21 protein-coding genes are annotated in these 18,073 nt (G+C 44.9%); 2 read left to right on the forward strand and 19 right to left on the reverse strand.

Going from position 1 to position 18,073, the window contains the following annotated elements:
• Positions 1–4 precede the first annotated feature (4 nt).
• The 9 genes from A9176_RS08980 to A9176_RS07405 all read right to left on the reverse strand — a co-directional run bounded on the left by A9176_RS08980 (position 5) and on the right by A9176_RS07405 (position 6,147).
• Positions 5–139 carry a hypothetical protein gene (locus A9176_RS08980; protein WP_278320903.1) on the reverse strand — a complete coding sequence of 45 codons (135 nt, stop codon included), beginning with the start codon at positions 137–139 and terminating at the stop codon, positions 5–7.
• A 27-nt stretch (positions 140–166) separates the two neighbouring features.
• Positions 167–478, reverse strand: coding sequence for a DUF1801 domain-containing protein (locus tag A9176_RS08940; protein WP_242943220.1), 312 nt, complete (start codon positions 476–478; stop codon positions 167–169).
• 145 nt (positions 479–623) lie between these two features.
• A complete protein-coding gene (locus A9176_RS07375) occupies positions 624–1,718 on the reverse strand; it encodes a DUF805 domain-containing protein (protein WP_077282959.1) in 1,095 nt (364 codons plus the stop codon).
• 98 nt (positions 1,719–1,816) lie between these two features.
• A complete protein-coding gene (gene frr / locus A9176_RS07380) occupies positions 1,817–2,362 on the reverse strand; it encodes a ribosome recycling factor (protein WP_010000912.1) in 546 nt (181 codons plus the stop codon).
• Entirely contained in the window at positions 2,362–3,087 is a 726-nt protein-coding gene (pyrH, locus tag A9176_RS07385; protein ID WP_029509848.1) for a UMP kinase, read from the reverse strand. The genes frr and pyrH overlap by 1 nt, the downstream gene beginning before the upstream one ends.
• Positions 3,088–3,178: 91 nt before the next feature.
• Entirely contained in the window at positions 3,179–4,054 is an 876-nt protein-coding gene (gene tsf / locus A9176_RS07390) for a translation elongation factor Ts (protein ID WP_077282961.1), read from the reverse strand.
• 132 nt (positions 4,055–4,186) lie between these two features.
• Positions 4,187–4,963: a 30S ribosomal protein S2 gene (rpsB, locus tag A9176_RS07395; RefSeq protein WP_010000909.1), complete on the reverse strand. Its 777-nt coding sequence runs from the start codon at positions 4,961–4,963 to the stop codon at positions 4,187–4,189.
• 141 nt (positions 4,964–5,104) lie between these two features.
• A complete protein-coding gene (locus tag A9176_RS07400; protein WP_029509847.1) occupies positions 5,105–5,386 on the reverse strand; it encodes a GIY-YIG nuclease family protein in 282 nt (93 codons plus the stop codon).
• On the reverse strand, positions 5,383–6,147 hold the full coding sequence (locus A9176_RS07405; protein WP_077282962.1) for a tRNA1(Val) (adenine(37)-N6)-methyltransferase: 765 nt from the start codon (positions 6,145–6,147) through the stop codon (positions 5,383–5,385). The genes A9176_RS07400 and A9176_RS07405 overlap by 4 nt, the downstream gene beginning before the upstream one ends.
• 58 nt (positions 6,148–6,205) lie before the next feature.
• Here A9176_RS07405 and A9176_RS07410 point away from each other — a divergent pair, with 58 nt between their 5' ends.
• A complete protein-coding gene (locus A9176_RS07410; RefSeq protein ID WP_068852472.1) occupies positions 6,206–6,841 on the forward strand; it encodes a lysophospholipid acyltransferase family protein in 636 nt (211 codons plus the stop codon).
• A gap of 10 nt (positions 6,842–6,851) precedes the next feature.
• On the opposite strand, the gene A9176_RS07415 is transcribed toward A9176_RS07410, so the two are convergent.
• Positions 6,852–7,085, reverse strand: a complete 234-nt coding sequence (locus A9176_RS07415) for a YneF family protein (RefSeq protein ID WP_029509844.1) — start codon at positions 7,083–7,085, stop codon at positions 6,852–6,854.
• A 282-nt stretch (positions 7,086–7,367) separates the two neighbouring features.
• Between A9176_RS07415 and lexA the strand changes: the two genes are divergently transcribed.
• Positions 7,368–8,009, forward strand: a complete 642-nt coding sequence (gene lexA, locus A9176_RS07420) for a transcriptional repressor LexA (protein WP_010000563.1) — start codon at positions 7,368–7,370, stop codon at positions 8,007–8,009.
• A gap of 44 nt (positions 8,010–8,053) precedes the next feature.
• Here the strand turns inward: lexA and pyrE are convergent, their stop codons facing one another.
• From pyrE to A9176_RS07465, 9 genes are all read right to left on the reverse strand, one after another.
• Positions 8,054–8,686, reverse strand: coding sequence for an orotate phosphoribosyltransferase (gene pyrE, locus A9176_RS07425; RefSeq protein ID WP_077282963.1), 633 nt, complete (start codon positions 8,684–8,686; stop codon positions 8,054–8,056).
• Positions 8,683–9,381, reverse strand: coding sequence for an orotidine-5'-phosphate decarboxylase (gene pyrF, locus A9176_RS07430; RefSeq protein WP_077282964.1), 699 nt, complete (start codon positions 9,379–9,381; stop codon positions 8,683–8,685). The genes pyrE and pyrF overlap by 4 nt, the downstream gene beginning before the upstream one ends.
• A gap of 17 nt (positions 9,382–9,398) precedes the next feature.
• Positions 9,399–10,325: a dihydroorotate dehydrogenase gene (locus tag A9176_RS07435; RefSeq protein ID WP_077282965.1), complete on the reverse strand. Its 927-nt coding sequence runs from the start codon at positions 10,323–10,325 to the stop codon at positions 9,399–9,401.
• A gap of 49 nt (positions 10,326–10,374) precedes the next feature.
• Positions 10,375–13,554 carry a carbamoyl-phosphate synthase large subunit gene (carB, locus tag A9176_RS07440; protein WP_077282966.1) on the reverse strand — a complete coding sequence of 1,060 codons (3,180 nt, stop codon included), beginning with the start codon at positions 13,552–13,554 and terminating at the stop codon, positions 10,375–10,377.
• Positions 13,547–14,635 (reverse strand): carbamoyl phosphate synthase small subunit, encoded by a 1,089-nt coding sequence (locus A9176_RS07445; protein ID WP_077282967.1) that lies wholly within the window; start codon positions 14,633–14,635, stop codon positions 13,547–13,549. Before A9176_RS07445 ends, carB begins: the two co-directional genes overlap by 8 nt.
• A 38-nt stretch (positions 14,636–14,673) precedes the next feature.
• Positions 14,674–15,942 carry a dihydroorotase gene (locus tag A9176_RS07450; protein WP_077282968.1) on the reverse strand — a complete coding sequence of 423 codons (1,269 nt, stop codon included), beginning with the start codon at positions 15,940–15,942 and terminating at the stop codon, positions 14,674–14,676.
• Entirely contained in the window at positions 15,929–16,840 is a 912-nt protein-coding gene (locus tag A9176_RS07455; protein WP_077282969.1) for an aspartate carbamoyltransferase catalytic subunit, read from the reverse strand. The genes A9176_RS07450 and A9176_RS07455 overlap by 14 nt, the downstream gene beginning before the upstream one ends.
• 179 nt (positions 16,841–17,019) lie before the next feature.
• Positions 17,020–17,652, reverse strand: a complete 633-nt coding sequence (lepB, locus tag A9176_RS07460) for a signal peptidase I (protein WP_077282970.1) — start codon at positions 17,650–17,652, stop codon at positions 17,020–17,022.
• Positions 17,653–17,704: 52 nt separating this feature from the next.
• The gene (locus tag A9176_RS07465) at positions 17,705–18,058 is read right to left on the reverse strand and encodes a YlbF family regulator (RefSeq protein WP_077282972.1); all 354 of its coding nucleotides are present in this window, start codon (positions 18,056–18,058) and stop codon (positions 17,705–17,707) included.
• Between the last annotated feature and the right edge of the window lie 15 nt (positions 18,059–18,073).

An 18,073-nucleotide genomic window follows, 5' to 3' on the forward strand; every position in this document is an offset into this window, starting at 1 on the left:
CCAGTTAGGCAAATTGTAACGTGGTGGCTGGCACATTGAAATGAAATCGTTTCAAATTATACAGCATAATTTTTCCAACCAATGTGCGTAATTTATCGGCTGGATAATCATAAGGGACTTGAATTGACCCTTTACCCATTTGCAGGTGCTCAGCAGTTAAAAAATCTTAATATGTCTCATTAAATTCTGGCAACGCGTAGATGCCCAACCAATTTTTTTGTGCCATTACAAAGAGCAGTGTTTCGGTTGCTTTTTTCCCTTCCACCGGATAAAAACCTGGCATGGCATAGGCAACCCGTTCCGTAATGTCCGGATAAATCTCATGGACAAACTGACGCACGCGTTGCAACTGCGCCAAGTGTTGTTCAGGGATATCGGGATCATCAAAATAAGCTTCAAATTCTTTTGCTGGTGTCATCACAATCTGTCCTTTCTGCATCCAAACAAAAAACGTCCCGATGCCAAAATCAATTGACATCAGGACGCTTACGCGCGGTTCCACCTGATTTCCTGCCGAAGCAGACACTCGAAGCGTTGATGCCCTCAACCATCGCCACATGATCTCATCGTTTACCAACGTTATTATCTCTTATTATGCCTTGTCATGCACAAAACGTCAAGCCCTACACACGATATGATTGCATGATTTGATCAACGACCAAATTACGTAAGGCCAGCGTCGGCGCAATGACATACACTGCGCGCAAGTGATGATCTGGCGTCTGCCACTCCAAATAACTCATCGCATCTGGTTGCGTTGCAGTTGGTGACTGGTAAGTTCCATCGTAGCGTGTCCCAGACACATCACCTTGGGTAGTTAATTGAAAGTGACTTTGGCTACTGATGGTTTTAAAGGTAAAACTCGCCGTATCAACCCCAAATCCCTGACCACGATCGCGGGTATCAATCACAATATTCTGCGCGAGTTGCCACCATTGTAAGGTTGTTGGATCTTGTTGCCACTGCCCATTCACCGTCATAAAACCAAAACTCGCATCCCCAATCGTCATCGCCGGCAATTGCCGATAAGCCGTTGTCGGCTTATCATCAGCCTGTCGCGTCACTGGTTTTTCGGGCACTGATGACGCGACTGCCGCTGTGTTATGTTGCGCAGCACTTGATGATGACGATTTTGATGCAGCCGTGTTAGCTGCTGAACCAGATGTCGCTGTTTTCGGATCGGATAAAACAGGTTGTATGAGACAATTGATTGTCGTTTGCCCCGCTACCATCAGGTAGCCGGTTAGTGTCATGGTCAACATGATCAAGCCAACAAATCCAATACCATAACCCATTTTTTGTTTTTTGTTGAGTTGTGGTGTCCAATACGCTGATCGTCGAGAAACCATCAATACAAACCAACCAAAATAGCCCAATACTACAATCGGCAGCAAAAAAATAACCCTAGATGCCGCAACAATCAGTACACCAACCCACAATAAGGCTGGACTTAGGATCACAAACTTGATTTGGTTGAGTGCCAAACCAGTATCTCTTAGCCGGCGTGTCAGTAACGCCCTATCTGGCACAAATTTGATAATATAAAATATCGCCAGACTTTTAAATCCCCAATACCATGACTGAAAAAAGATGACAGGTATCGCTACTAGCATGAGTTCCAGGACGACATTAATGGCCCGAATCCACCAAAAGTCCAACCGGTAGGCGCCTTCACGAAAATTCAACCCCAGTCGCCAATATTGCCAATACCTACGCATCCCGTCTCCAATCATTTAAACAAAAAGACTTGGTGTGTTACCAAGTCTTTTTGTTTCATGTGTTTATCTCACACTGCATAAGAAAATACCAACGTGTGTTAGATTGTTAGCAATTCTTTTTCTTTTTCAGCCGCAATCGCATCAATTGCCTTAATGTTGTCATCCGTCAACTTTTGGATAGCATCTTCCGCTTTACGGGCAACGTCTTCAGGCAATTCCTTGTCCTTTTTCACGCTATCCATTGCATCACGACGCACATTACGAACTGAAACTTTCGCCTTTTCAGCTTCAGCTTTCACTTGCTTAGCTAATTCCTTACGACCTTCTTCTGTCATTTGTGGAATTGCCAAACGCACAATATTCCCATCTGAAGCTGGATTTAGGCCAAGATCAGACATGTTAATTGCCCGAATAATTTCGTCAAGCACTGACTTATCAAATGGTGTGATCAACAAGATACGTGCTTCTGGTACTGAGATTGACGCCACTTGATTCAAGGGTGTCATTGCCCCATAATATTCAACTTCAATGCGGTCCAAAATACGGGGGTTCGCACGTCCTGTCCGGATACTACCAAGTTCACGTTGTAATGCATCTTGTGCGCCTTGCATACGCGCCTTTGCATCTGTTATATCAAAAGCCATTATTTTCCTCCTGTAACTGTTGTTCCAATATTTTCACCCAATACGACACGCTTTAAATTGCCAGGGGTGTTCAAGTTAAAGACCACAAGTGGCATGTTATTATCCATTGAAAGTGAGCTAGCAGTTGAGTCCATCACTTTCAAACCTTTTTGTAAAATATCTAAGTGTGTTAATTCAGTAAATTTAACGGCATCTGCATTCTTGTTTGGATCAGAATCATAGACCCCATCCACACCGTTCTTACCCATCAAAATGGCATCCGCGTTAATTTCATTAGCACGCAAAGCTGCCGTTGTATCTGTTGAGAAGTAAGGTGAACCAGTTCCGGCCGCGAAAATCACAATCCGACCTTTTTCAAGGTGACGAATCGCACGCCCACGAATATAAGGTTCGGCAATTTGTTGCATTGTAATGGCTGTTTGTACACGTGTATCAACGCCAGCGCGTTCCAAGGCATCCTGTAACACCAAAGCATTCATGGTTGTGCCAAGCATCCCTGTGTAATCGGCACGAGAACGTTCCATGCCAACTTTTGATGCGGGTTCACCACGCCAAAGGTTACCACCGCCGACAACAATGGCGATTTGTGTGCCAAGATCGTGTACTTCTTTCAAATCTTGCGCAATTTCAGAAACTACGGCAAGGTCGATACCTTGGCCTTTGTCGCCAGCTAATGCTTCGCCCGAAAGTTTCATCAATACACGTTTGTATTTAATATCAGTCATGATTTACCTCATTTTCATTATCTAGTCCATTATACCAAAATTTTCCGCAAAAAAAGTGCGTTATATGAAAATAACGCACTTTTATAAGCAATTAACCCAATTGCTTAGCAACTTCTTCGGCCAAGTCAGTCACTTTCTTTTCGATACCATCACCAACTTGGTAACGGATAAATGACTTTACTGAACCATTTTGTGATGCAATAAATTCGGCAACAGTTTGATCACCATTCTTAACGAATGCTTGATCCAACAATGAAATTTCAGCCAAGAACTTCTTGATACGACCTTCAACCATCTTTTCCTTGATGTTGTCAGGCTTACCAGCCAAGTCTTCAGAAGCTAATTGAACAGCCTTTTCCTTTTCAACAACTTCAGCAGGCACATCAGCATCTGATACGTATTGTGGTGCAATGGCAGCAACGTGCATTGCGATGTCCTTAGCAGCTTCTTCAGAGGCACCTTCAACAACAACCAATGCTGAAATTGAACCAGCCAAGTGAGAATAAGCACCGAAGTTTTCTGAATCTGCCTTTTCAACAACTGTGAAACGACGCAAAGTGATCTTTTCACCAGTAATTTGTGTTGTACCGATGATCTTTTCGTTCAAAGTTTGACCAGCTTCAACTTCCAAAGCCAAAGCAGCTTCAACGTCTGCTGGTGAGTTTTCAACGATTGTGTTAGCAACAGTCTTCAACAAGTCGTTGAATTCAGCGTTACCAGCCACGAAGTCAGTTTCTGAGTTCAATTCGATGATGGCAGCCTTGTTACCCTTAACGGCAACGTAAGTCATACCTTCAGCAGCAATACGGTCGCCCTTCTTAGCGGCCTTAGCCATACCCTTTTCACGGAGCAAGTCGATTGCCTTGTCAAGGTCACCGTCAGCTTCAACCAAAGCCTTCTTCGCATCCATCATACCAACAGATGTCTTGTCACGTAGTTCTTTTACTTGTGCAGCAGTAATTGCCATTATATTGCTCCTCTAAAAATGTTTATAAGTTTATTATAGCATGATTTGTTCTGGTTTCGAACAAATAAAAATGCCGTTCCCGCGTCCCAAACAGGTCCGCAGGAACGGCAAATGTCATTTAAATCTTACTGATTAGTTGTTGCCTTCTTCGACAATGCTAACAATTTCTTCGATTGATTCTGTTGTTTCATCGCCTTCAACGAATGCATCTTCAGGTGCTGAATCTTGACCTTGACGACCTTCGATAATAGCATCAGCCATCTTTGAAGTGATCAAACGAACGGCACGGATAGCGTCATCATTTGCAGGAATCTTAACGTCAACCACTTCAGGGTTAGCGTTCGTGTCGATCATTGCCACAACAGGAATGTTCAACATGTTAGCTTCCTTAACGGCGATTTCTTCCTTCTTAGGATCAACAACGAACAAAACGTCTGGCAAACCAGGCATGTCCTTGATACCACCCAAGAACTTGTTCAACTTTTCGCGTTGCTTGTTCAACAACACAACTTCCTTCTTAGGCAATTGGTCAAATGTGCCGTCTTCGGCCATTGCTTCCAAATCCTTCAAACGTTGGATACGTGTCTTGATTGTGTTCCAGTTTGTCAAAGTACCACCCAACCAACGGTGGTTGATGTAGTATTGACCAGCGCGTGTTGCTTCTTCAGCAATTGCATCTGAAGCTTGCTTCTTTGTTCCAACGAACAAGAAAGTTGCGCCATCAGCTGATGCGTTACGCATGAAGTTGTAAGCTTCATCAACCAACTTAACTGTCTTTTGCAAATCGATGATGTGAATACCATTACGTTCTGTAAAGATAAATTCATCCATCTTTGGGTCCCAACGACGTGTTTGGTGACCGAAGTGTACTCCTGCTTCGAGGAGTTCTTTCATTGAAATAACTGCCATGATGTGGCCTCCTAGGTTTTTTCCGCCGACAAATTCGACATTCACACTGACATTGCTGCACCTATGTGAACTCGTTTGCCGTGTGTATTTGTTGCTTTTGACAACAGTTAATATTATACAGTTTTCCAGATATAAAGCAAGCTATTTTTCCCAAATTGTGGCTGAAACACCACGCGTCACTAGGAACGCTTCTTTTTTAGCGCGGGTTAGCCGTTTAAAAGCCGCTTCGGCACGTAATGCATCCCCTTTTGTATCAAAGGCTTCCGAAAAAACGAGTTGCAACGGATGCCGTGATTTAACTCGGGTGAATTTCGCACCTTGCCCTTTTGCGTGCGTGGCTAGCCGCCGCTGTACATCATCGGTAAAGCCACCATAAAAGTAGCCATCCGCGGTATAAAGCACATAAAAGAAGTAGTGTTTCATGTTGACCACGCTTGTCCATGCAGAATCGTCTTAACCGTCTCTGTGTAGTCATTATCGGCGGTATAGGTCACAATAGGCGGCATAATACGCACACCACCTGGTTTCCCTGCCTTAATTGCTTCGACGAGTACCATATTGGCTTCCCGATCGGCCTTACCATAAACAAACTGCACGCGTTTAATCATCAACTTGCGCTGCGCAAAGGCGGCAAAAATGTCAGCCAACCGATCTGGCCGGTGCACCATGTAAAACTTGCCGTTGTTTTTAAGTAATTTATTGGCAACTTGTGCCAGACCAGGTAAATCAATCGTGACCTCGTGTCGAGCAATCTCGTAATGTTGGTCGTTGTTAGTCTTCGTCGTGTCATTTAAAGGAAAATAAGGTGGATTAGATAGCACCGTTTCGGCTGATCCTGGTTGAATGACATCAAAAATCGCTTTCATATCCGCTTGCACCACCGACACACGATCTTGCAGGCCATTTAGCGCCACACTACGTTGCGCCATCTCAGCGAGTTCAGGTTGAATTTCAACTAAAGTGATTGGCCCCGTCACCTTTGGAGCATAAAACAAGCCAACCGCCCCAGTGCCAGCACCAAGATCAACAGTTAACCCGCTACCTTTGCCTTTCACGCCGGCAAAATAAGCCAATAAAATCGCATCGAGCGAATAGGCGAACATATCTGGATTTTGAATAATACGAATGTTTTGTGCTGGCAAACCATCAAGTCGTTCACCTTGTTTAAGAATTGGTTCAATCATTGTTTTTTTCTCGCAATATCGTGTAAAATAGTTAGGACAGTTTATGAGGTGAATTAGCATGAAATTTTATGACGTACTCCACGGCATTGTCGTTGGCTTGATTTGGACGATTAACGGTCGCATTAAATATATGCACCGTGATCGTCTCCCTGTCAACGATAATTATATCCTCGTTGGCCCTCACCGTTCTTGGTGGGATCCCGTTTGGTATGCCGTCGCCGCCTATCCCAAGCACTTCATTTTTATGGCAAAAATTGAATTGTTTAAGTTCCCCCCACTTGCGTGGCTCATCCGAGCCGCTGGTGCGTTCCCCGTGGATCGTGAAAACGTTGGGCCCAGTGTGATTAAAGTCCCCGTGCGCGAATTGAAATCCGGTGACCGATCATTGATCATGTTCCCTTCCGGTTCACGCCACAGCGCTGAACTCAAATCTGGTACCATCTTAATTGCCAAGATGTCTGGTAAGCCAATTGTACCAGCTGTATATCAGGGGCCAGTTAAGTTTAGTCAACTCTTCAAGCGTAACAATACAACGATTAATTTCGGGGAACCGATCGTGGTTGATCGCAAAGATAAGTTGGACAAAGAAAACATTACCAAATATACACAAATGATTCAAGATGCGTTTGATCGCTTAGACCAAGAAATCAATCCTGATTTTGTCTATATTGATCCAAAACACGAAAAAAAATAAGCCTTCTGGCTTATTTTTTTTGTGCACGTTCGCTTTGTTGCTTCATTTGTGCCATCATTTGTGCCAACTTCTTTTGTGATGGCTTTTGTCCCATTGACATCATCATTGATTTCATCATTTCTTCTGAAATCGGTGGGTTTTTGGCAAGATAGTTCTTCATGGCGTTACGTGCGAGGAAGAAACCTGCAATCAAGCCGATAACCAAGCCAATAACGAAAATCAAGATTGAAAGTCCTGTGTTCATGGTTAAATAACCCCTTAATAAAATTGTCTACCAACCATTATAACACAAAATCCAGGTTGACAGGACGATTAACCCGATGAATACCGGCAGTAAACGACCTTATAGCACGTTTTTTTTACCACTCAGCGGCCACCTGTGGGCGTTGTTTTCAAATTTTTGGTAAAGATTCCCCCAATTTATCGGGTGTCATGAGCCGAAAACGAACAAACGTTTGATTTCTGTTCCCACTTTCGCTATAATGAAATCATATTAAATCGTTTATTATTAAGGAATATACCCATCATGGCAATCAAAATTCAAGAAAGCAAACAACTCCAAGTTTTGCGTTTCATTCATGAAGCACAAACCAACAATGGTTATCCGCCAACAGTACGTGAAGTTGGTGAAGCAGTCGGCCTATCGTCGTCTTCTACCATTCACGGGCACATCGAACGCTTAGTAAAAAAAGGCTACTTGTTAAAAGACGCCTCAAAGCCACGCGCCCGTGCTATTGAAGTAACAGATTTAGGGTTGGAAGCATTAGGTGTGTCCACCACACCTGGTCGCATTCCGGTTCTAGGTCAAGTGACAGCTGGTACGCCAATTCTCGCAGTTGAAGAAGAAGCCACTGAGTTTTTCCCAATCCCAGATAACTTGATGCAGTTTGACGGCGATATGTTTATGCTCAACGTCCGTGGCAATTCAATGGTCAACATCGGTATCTTGGACGGCGATAAAGTGATCGTGCGGAAACAAGATAATGCCGATAATGGTGATGTTGTTGTCGCGATGAATGACGATGACGAAGCAACTGTTAAGCGTTTCTTCCGTGAAGCCGATCATTTCAGATTACAACCTGAAAATGATGCCATGGCACCAATTATTTTAGATAATGTGACCATTCTCGGTAAAGTTATTGGCTTGTACCGCGATGCCATTTATTAATCAAAAAAGCTGAACGATCATCGTCGTTCAGCTTTTTTACTTGTTTAAGCTTGCCAATCAGCTGGTGATTGTTGCCATGCTTTTAAGGTTGCCAATTGCGAAGCATTCAAGTCGCCTCGCGCAATGGCGGCATCGATGAGTTGTGAATAGGTTGTCAAGGACTGAAATGTTAACCCTGCTTGCGCAAAGTTATCCACGCCAGCCGGTAATTCATATGAAAAGATTGAGACAACGCCCAACACGTCAGCGCCTGCCTTGCGAACCGCTTCAACAGCGCCCAAAACTGACCCACCAGTTGAAATCAAATCATCAATCAAAACCACTTTTTTACCAGCCACTTCGGCACCTTCTGTTTGCCGACCAGCACCATGATCTTTTGGCTTTGAGCGAACATAAATCATGGGCTTGTTCAACGTTTCAGCTACCCAAGCCGCGTGTGGGATACCGGCCGTGGCAACACCACCGACGATTTCAACATCCCCATAATGGGTCGTAATGAGTTCAGCCAAACCTTTAAAAATATTTTGACGGACTTCAGGATAACCGATCGTCATGCGGTTATCGGTATAAATTGGGCTTTTAATGCCAGAGGCCCAAGTAAAGGGCGCTTCCGGTGAAAACTTCACGGCCCCAATCTTTAATAAATCATTTGCGACTTGTGTTGCATATTCTGTCATGCTTCATTTCCCCATTCTGCCATCACGCGTTGGTAAGCGACAACTGGCGTGTGTGCTTTTGTAATTGAACGACCCACCACCAAGCCAGTGGCCCCTGATTGTCGGGCAACTTTCGGTGTGGTAATGCGTGCTTGATCATCAGCGGCATCACCAGCCAAACGAATACCTGGCGTGATCCGTAAGAAATCATCAGCTGTCACCGCCTGAATGAGCGCTGCTTCCCCCGGTGCACTAATCGTCCCATCCACCCCAGCGGCATAAGCCAACTTCGCCAAATGCTGTACACTATCAGCCATTGATAATGGTGTTTGCTGTGTTGCTTGCATGTCCGCTTCTGAAAATGATGTGAGTTGCGTCACCGCCAAAATTTTCATGTCAGCGCCCTTATTGGCAACCGCCTGCTGCAACATTTTGGTCCCACCAGCGGCATGAACAGTCAAATATTGCACGTCCAGTTGTGCAAGGCGTGCTACAGCGTGCCCAACAGTGTTTGGAATATCGTAAAGTTTAAGATCTAAAAAGACGGTAAAGCCTTGTTGGCGTAACTCACGCACAAATTCCGGTCCGACTGCGTAAAATAGCTCCATCCCAACCTTCACAGCTGGTTGTTCGGGTAAATCACGAAATGGTACCAAAAACGCTTGCGCACTGGCAGCATCCGGAAAATCTAAGGCAATAAAAACAGGTGCGGTCATCAGCATTCCTTTCAACTTCAGTTCTGTGAGTTCTTAAACGTGTTCGTCACGGCTTGCACATCGTCAAAACCATAGCGATCGAGGGCTTCAGGCAGCGCTGCAATGATGTCCAACATCATGTCTGGTTTTTCAGCCAACCCGGAACCGACTTGAACAGCGCTCGCACCAGCCATTAGCATTTCTAAGGCATCATCAACCGTACGAATGCCACCAACCCCAATCACCGGAATCGCCACAGTTTTGGCAACTTCATATACAAATCGGACTGCAATCGGATGAATCGCTGCCCCAGACATACCGCCTGTGCCACGCGCTAATTGTGGCGCACGGGTGTTCAAGTCAAAGCGCATCCCCACTACCGTATTAATCAAAACAATGCCGTCAGCACCTGCGTCTTCGACAGCTTTGGCAATGGGTTTGATATCCGTGACATTGGGTGACAATTTGGCATACACTGGCAAATCCGTCACGCTTTTAATCGCCGTCACCACTTCTGCAGCAGCCTGCGCATCCACCCCAAAGGCCATACCGCCACGGTCCACGTTTGGGCAAGATAAATTCACTTCAATGGCTGTGATATGTCCCGTTGCGGATAACAACTGCGCTAAATCACGATATTCTTGAACGGATTCACCCGCAATAGAGGCCATTACGGGGATTTCACCGGCATATTTTGCCGTAATTTTTGGCAATAAATCAGCCATGACCTGCTCAACACCAGGATTAGCCAAACCAACCGAGTTCATCACGCCACTGGTGATGTTAATGACCCAAGGTTGCGGATTACCCGCACGTTGCGCCATGGTAATCGTCTTCGTCACCAAGGCCCCAGTTTTTTCAATCCCGTACATATCTTCCAGACCAAAATAAACAGCCCCTGATGAATTCATAATCGGATTCTTCAAGTTTAAGCCTGGTAACTTTACTGCTAAGCGTTGCGTCATTTTTTCTCCTAATTTGTCTCACCGGACAATTTTATTAGTACTGCAGGTATTATTTCATTTCATTGACTGTAAAGCTACGGCTTTCCAGAACATCCAAGAAAGCACTAACGGTATCTAATGCCGTAAACAGCGGCACTGCATTTTCGATGGCCGCATTTCGAATCAAACGACCGTCTGATTCGGCACGATCATCCGCTTGTGTCGTGTTAATCACAACTTGGAGCTTTTGTGCGCGTAAAGCTTCAACTGAATTGTTGTCAGATTCAGCAATTTTGTCCAATGTTTCAACAGGTAAGCCTTGACTAGCAAGATAAGCGCCTGTGCCGGCCGTGGCAAACAAGGCAAATCCAAGGTCATTGAAACGACGGGCTAACGTTAACGCTTCTTCCTTATCGTCATCAGCAACTGTAAAGAGGACATTACCATATTGTGGCACTTTAATGTTTGAGGCCACAAAGGCTTTGTACAAAGCTTTTGGCAAAGTTGCGTCTGAGCCCATAACTTCACCAGTTGACTTCATTTCTGGCCCAAGTAGTGAATCAACGTCTGGTAACTTAGTAAATGAAAAGATTGGTGCTTTCACATGGACCATATCATCAGCTGGTACCAGACCCGTTTCAAAGCCCATATCCGCTAACTTTTCGCCCAACATCACCCGCGTTGCCAGTTGTGCCAATGGGATATGGGTCACCTTTGAAATGAATGGCACCGTACGTGAAGCTCGTGGGTTCACTTCAATCACGTAAGCCGTGTCTTCATGAATCACAAACTGTACGTTCATCAACCCAATTGTCCCCATCGCCTTTGCCAAGTTAATGGCTGCTTGTGTCATTTCATCTTGGACTTTTTGTGACAAATATTGTGGTGGGTAGACTGACATCGAATCACCTGAATGCACACCGGCACGTTCAATATGTTCCATGATACCTGGAATAACCGCTGTTTCACCATCTGACAAAACATCCACTTCTGCTTCTTGGCCGACCAAGTAAGAATCAATCAAAACGGGGTGATCATTTGACACCTTGACGGCCCGTTGCATATAGTCTTGGAGTTCATCATCTGATGACACAATTTCCATTGCCCGACCACCTAACACGTAAGATGGGCGAATTAACACCGGATAGCCAATTTCTTGGGCGGCTGCCAAAGCGCCTTCGACTGTGGTAGCTGTTTTACCAATGGGTTGTGGAAGTTGTAATTGTTTAATGACTTGATCAAAGGCTTCACGATCTTCGGCACGATTCAAATCTTCAACCGTTGTCCCAAGAATATGCACGCCATTTTCAGCTAATGGTTGAGCCAAATTAATCGCTGTTTGCCCACCAAATTGCACCACAACACCCAAAGGTTGTTCGAGGTCAATCACATTCAAAACATCTTCAAGTGTCAACGGTTCAAAGTAGAGCTTGTCTGAAATTGAGAAATCTGTTGAGACCGTTTCAGGGTTCGAGTTCATGATAATGGCTTCGTAACCGGCCCGTTGGATCGCCTTAACGGCATGCACGGTCGCGTAATCAAATTCCACGCCTTGCCCGATACGAATTGGCCCTGAACCAAGTACGATAACAGATGGCATATCTGACTTTACAGACTCATTTTCGCGTTCATAGGTCGCGTAGAAATAAGGTGTTTGTGACTCAAATTCAGCAGCCACCGTATCCACCATCTTATAAACTGGGATAATCCCGGCTTCTTGGCGTAATTGTCGAATTTCTGCCGTTGTTTTTTGCCAAATTCCGGCAATTGTTTCATCTGCAAAACCGTTTTTCTTCGCGTAGTGTAAGTAATCTAAATCGCCAACATGCGCTGCCAAATCACGTTCGATTTCAATAATGTGTGACACTTTATCCAAGAAGAATTCATCAATTTGCGTTTTATCATGAATCGTTTCGATACTGACACCACGACGCAACAAGTCAGCAATCATGAACAAACGATCATCACGAGCAGGCATCAAAGCATCAAGCAATGCTTCATCTGTCATATCATCATAGGTGATGTCATTTAAGCCTGTTGCCCCAATTTCAAGCGAACGCACCGCTTTTAACATGGCTTCTTCCATGTTACGACCAATCGCCATGACTTCGCCGGTGGCCTTCATTTGCGTACCCAATCGGCGATCGGCAGTGGCAAACTTATCAAATGGCCAGCGTGGAATTTTAAAGACGACATAGTCCAAGGCTGGTTCAAATTCGGCCTTAGTCGTGCCAGTTACAGGGTTAATGATTTCATCCAATGTTAGCCCAACCGCAATTTTGGCCGCCATTTTGGCAATAGGATAACCTGTTGCTTTGGAAGCCAACGCTGATGATCGTGAGACACGTGGGTTAACTTCAATGATGTAATACTTATAAGACTTTGGATCCAAAGCCATTTGAATATTCACACCACCTTCAATTTTCAAGGCACGGATGATTTTCAAGGCTGAATCACGCATCATTTGCACTTCGCGATCTGACAAAGTTTGCACTGGTGCCGTCACAATTGAATCACCCGTGTGGATACCGACGGGATCAAAATTTTCCATGGATGCCACGACCAGCGCATTATCACTGGCATCACGCATCACTTCAAATTCAATTTCTTTATAACCGGCAATTGAACGTTCAATCAATACTTGCGTCACGGGTGATAATTCTAGCCCATTGGCGGCAATTTCGACTAACTCGTCATGCGTGGTTGCAATTCCACCACCCGTACCACCTAAAGTATAGGCAGGACGAACAATCACTGGATAGCCATGCGTGTCAGCAAATGCCAAGGCTTGTTCCAAAGTGGTCGCAATCGTTGATTCAGGAATCGGTTCGTTCAAACGTTCCATCAAATCCTTGAACGCTTCACGATCTTCCGCTTCTTCAATAGCCGTGAGCTTTGTGCCTAATAATTCGATATGCAAGTCATCCAAGATACCTGCTTCAGACAAATCTTTGGCCATATTCAAACCAGTTTGGCCACCAAGCGTTGGTAAGATGGCATCTGGACGTTCCTTACGCAAAATACGTTCGATGAAGTCAATTGAGATTGGCTCAACATAAACTTTATCAGCGATTTCTGCATCCGTCATAATTGTGGCGGGGTTTGAGTTTACCAAAATGACTTGGTAACCCTCTTCTTTCAAGCTCAAGGCAGCTTGCGTGCCAGAATAATCGAATTCAGCAGCCTGTCCGATCACAATTGGGCCAGAACCAATCACCAATACTTTGTTAATGTCTGTACGCTTAGGCATGTTGTGTTGTCTCCTTTTGTGCTTCCGCAATCATGTTCAAAAAATCATCGAATAAATATTCCGCATCGTGTGGCCCTGGGGCAGCATCTGGATGGAATTGAACTGAGAAAGCGTGGTGGTTCTTGAGGCGCAAACCTTCGACTGTTAAGTCGTTGATTTCTTCATGAGTCACTTCAAGGTTAGTGTCCCCCAAGCTATCACGATCCACAGCATAGCCGTGGTTTTGTGAAGTAAAGTCCAAACGCTCATGTGCCAAATGACGCACCGCGTGGTTAAAGCCACGATGACCAAATTTCATTTTATAAGTTTGGGCCCCATTAGCCAGGGCAAACAACTGGTGACCCAAGCAAATACCCATCAATGGCAACTGTTCTTGTAACGTTTGAATGGTTGGAATGGCGTATGCGGCATCTTCAGGGTTACCAGGGCCATTTGACAAAAGGATACCATCTGGATTAGCTGCCAGCACTGTTTCGGCTGACACATCAGCTGGAAAGACCATCACGTTAGCGCCACGTTTCGCTAAAGCGCGCAAAATCGAGTTCTTCAAACCAAAATCAATCAAGGCGATTGACACACCATCCGTTGGATTTTGGTATTGCGTCTTTGTCGTCGCTTCGGCAACCAAATCTGCTGATGTTTCAAAATCACGCAATTGCACAAACACATCGTCCGTCACTTCATCAACCAAAGCCGCCTTCATGGCGCCTTGGTCACGCAACTCACGTGTCAAGGCACGCGTATCAACGCCAGTAATCCCTGGCATCCCCATGCGTTCAGCCCATTCCGTCAAACTCATCATTTGTCGCCAGTTACTTGGGCAACGCGCAATTTCATGTACAACAATGGCTGAGGCTGCTGGCCGTAAACTTTCAAAGTCATCACGGTTGATGCCGTAATTACCAATTAAAGGATAAGTGAAGACAATCATTTCACCACGATAGGATAAATCTGTGATTGATTCTTGATAACCTGACATACCGGTGTTAAATACCAGTTCTGCCATCACGTCTGTCTCAGCCCCAAAGGCTTCACCTTCATAGATTGATCCATTTTCAAGTACTAAATATCGCTTTTTCATTTGTCCCTTATCCTTACTGTAATTTACGTTCTGCCGTGTCATGCTTGATACACAATGTCACCAGCAACCCAAGTGGCCATTGTGCGCCCATAGACCGGCCAACCCACAAACGGCGTGTTTTTACCGAGTGATTTGAAGTCTGCTTCAGCAATCGTGTCCCGTGCTGCTAAGTCAAACAAGACCAAATCGGCCGTTTCGCCAGCAGCAATTTGGGTTGGTGCTGGCAAACCAAAGGCGGTAGCCGGCGCGACCAACATACGGTGGATCAACGTTTCTAACGTCATCACCCCTGATTTCACCAAATGCGTATAAAGCAATTGGAAGCTTGTTTCAATACCTGTAATGCCAAATGGGGCTGTTTTAAAGGATTGTGCCTTTTCTGTCGTCCCGTGTGGCGCATGATCAGTCGCTACCATGTCAATGGTACCGTCCAGCAGACCTGCTAACACCGCTTCGCGATCGGCTTGCGAACGTAGCGGTGGGTTCATCTTGAACAAGGCGTTATCCCCTGTAATATCTGAATCCGCTAATAAAAGATGGTGTGGTGATACTTCAGCCGTTACATGCACGCCCTGTGCTTTCGCTAAACGCACGAGTTCAACAGACGTTTGCGTTGAAATGTGAGCCACGTGGTAATGCACCCCAGTTGCTTGCGCTAGGACAAGATCACGCGCAAGTTGTGCGCTTTCGGCCAAACCTGTAATACCTGGTAATTGCAATTTGTTGGCCGTTGCGCCAGCGTTCATCACACCACCATGGAGTAAGGAGTCATCTTCTAAGTGCGCAACCAATGGCTTATGGACGCTGGCGGCCGCCGTCATGGCTTGCAGCATCGTATCGGCTGTTTGCACCCCTTTCCCATCATTACTGAAGGCAACCGCTCCAGCGGCTGACATGCCTGCAATATCTGAAACCGTTTGGTCCGTTAATCCAGCTGAAATAGCGCCGTATTGTGCGACATGGACAACCCCATTTTTGGCATTTAGCGCAACCTGTTGGGCAACGCGTTCAGGACTATCCGGTACTGGATTGAGATTTGGCATGGCAACAACGGTTGTAAAACCGCCGCGAGCCGCTGCGGCAGAACCAGAAGCAATCGTTTCTTTATACGTAAAGCCTGGTTCACGGAAATGCACATGCACGTCCACCAACCCATTGGTGAGAAAAGCGCCATTGGCATCAAATACTTCTGCCGTAGGGGGTGTGATTGTTTCGGCGACTTGCGCAATTGTTTGGCCATCGATCAAGACATCGTGTTGCTTAAGCTCACCGTCTACGAGCAGGTTTGCGTTTTTAATCAGCTGCATGTTCAGTCTCCATTGTATATTCTAAGATTGCCATTCTGGCATAAACACCGTTCGTCATTTGCTCAAAAATGCGAGATTTTGGTGCTTCCACTAAGTTGTCTGCGATTTCAACATCACGATTGACTGGGGCCGGATGCATCACAATCGCGGTCGCTTTCAAACGCGCATAACGCGCCTGATTTAAGCCAAATCGTTCGTGATACTGTCTAGCTGAAAAGCTTAAGTTTTCCGTTTGGGTAATCCGTTCATGCTGAACACGGAGAAACATGACCACATCCTGTTTGTCCCAATCCTCATCAATGGCAACGAAGTGACCAAATTGTTGAAAATCATCCGGCAACCAACTGTCCGGTCCTGAGAACGTGACGTTAGCACCTAATTGATGCAAGATTTCCGCATTGGAACGTGCCACCCGTGAGTGTAACAAATCACCAACAATTCGGATATGCAACCCATCAAAATGACCAAATTGTTCATATATGGTCACCAAGTCAAGTAAGCTTTGGGAAGGATGTTGTCCACTCCCGTCACCCGCGTTGACTAATTGTGGGATGGGATGACCAGCTGCTTCAAGCACTGGCACATACCAATCATTGACGGCATGCCGGACTACCGCAACATCAATGCCGATTGCTTTAAGGGTTTTTAGGGTATCTGCTAAACTTTCCCCTTTTGACATCGAACTGGTTTGTGGATCAAGCACAATCTGATGATAGCCCAGCTTGTTTTCAGCCATCTGAAAACTTGTATGCGTTCGGGTTGAATTTTCAAAAAATAGATTGGCAACGGTGAACGGTGTCTGTTTTGGCGTTGCACCAGCTTTTAAGGCCAATGCCCGTTGCACCAACTTTAACACATCACCACGATCGAGTGCATTTATATTCAGAAAATTTCGCATAATACCCCTCTTTATACAAAAACCGCGTAAGTCGGCAGACTTACGCGGTTCTAGAAAATTACGGTCAATAGTATAGACTACGACCCCGAGTATCTAAATGCCTTGCAAGTCTCTCTGGACTTAATTAAAGGTTTTATCGTTTCACATATAGTAGCATTTTTTTGGCTCAGTTGCAAATGCTATTTTGCAAAGAAATGCTTATTTTGTTGGTTGACGTTTGCTTTAGCTGTTTGATTTGAGTTCCAGAATGGGACAATTACCTTACCTTCAATATGCTTGGCATCAACGAAACCAAAGTAACGGCCGTCGTTAGAAACTGAGCGGTGATCACCCATCACGAAATATTCTCCGGCTGGCACTTTCACCTTGTTACGATCCTTCTTTTGCCACAAATCACTCGCTGACAGACTCGCTAATGACCAGTTCTTACCAAATGACATTTCTGTGCCTTCGGTCCGTTCATTAATCCCAATATAATCTTGGTTAACTTGCTTGCCGTTAACATAAAGATTTGAGTCCTTATAAGAGATGGTATCCCCAGGGACACCAATAATGCGCTTCACGTAATCTTTTTCACCAGGTCGAATTCTTGGATCTTCCTGACGCGCATCAAAAACAACCACATCGCCTCGTTGATACTTAGTAATCTTATTCAAAATCACTAATTCGTTGTTTTGCAAATTAGGCGTCATTGATGGGCCACTAACGTGAACAAAAGTAAATAGGAACGTGCGAATTAAGATGACAATAATTAATGCTGAACCGATTGGCACAAGCCATTCTTTGAAAAACTCAAAAAACTTCTTTAACATCATTTTCCTCTTTCATAACACCGAACGCTGTCATCACGTCCGGTGCTGTAATTTAGCGACGCAAAGCTGCGTAAGCATCCGCTACTGGCTTTGTGACAATATCGTTTAACTCCGTCAACAATGTATTCAAAGCTTGTTCCGCTGCCAACAATGCCGTGATTGTGTCATTTTTTTGTACTTTTTCAGTAACAGCATTCCATTCTTTTTCTTGTTCTACTGTTGGTTGTTGTTGTGTTTGCATCATTTGTTGTACAGCCATTTGGATGTCTTGGAATTGATCAAACAATGCCTTTGCTTCTGCATCAGCTTGGATCGCATCAAATGCTGCTTGCCAAGCTGTGTATTGTGGGGTTGTTTTTAAAACATTTGCCATTTCGTTGGCGTTATCATAAATGTTAACTGTCATATTATTATCCTCTTA

Source organism: Leuconostoc garlicum (assembly GCF_001998805.1).
GTDB lineage: Bacteria > Bacillota > Bacilli > Lactobacillales > Lactobacillaceae > Leuconostoc > Leuconostoc lactis.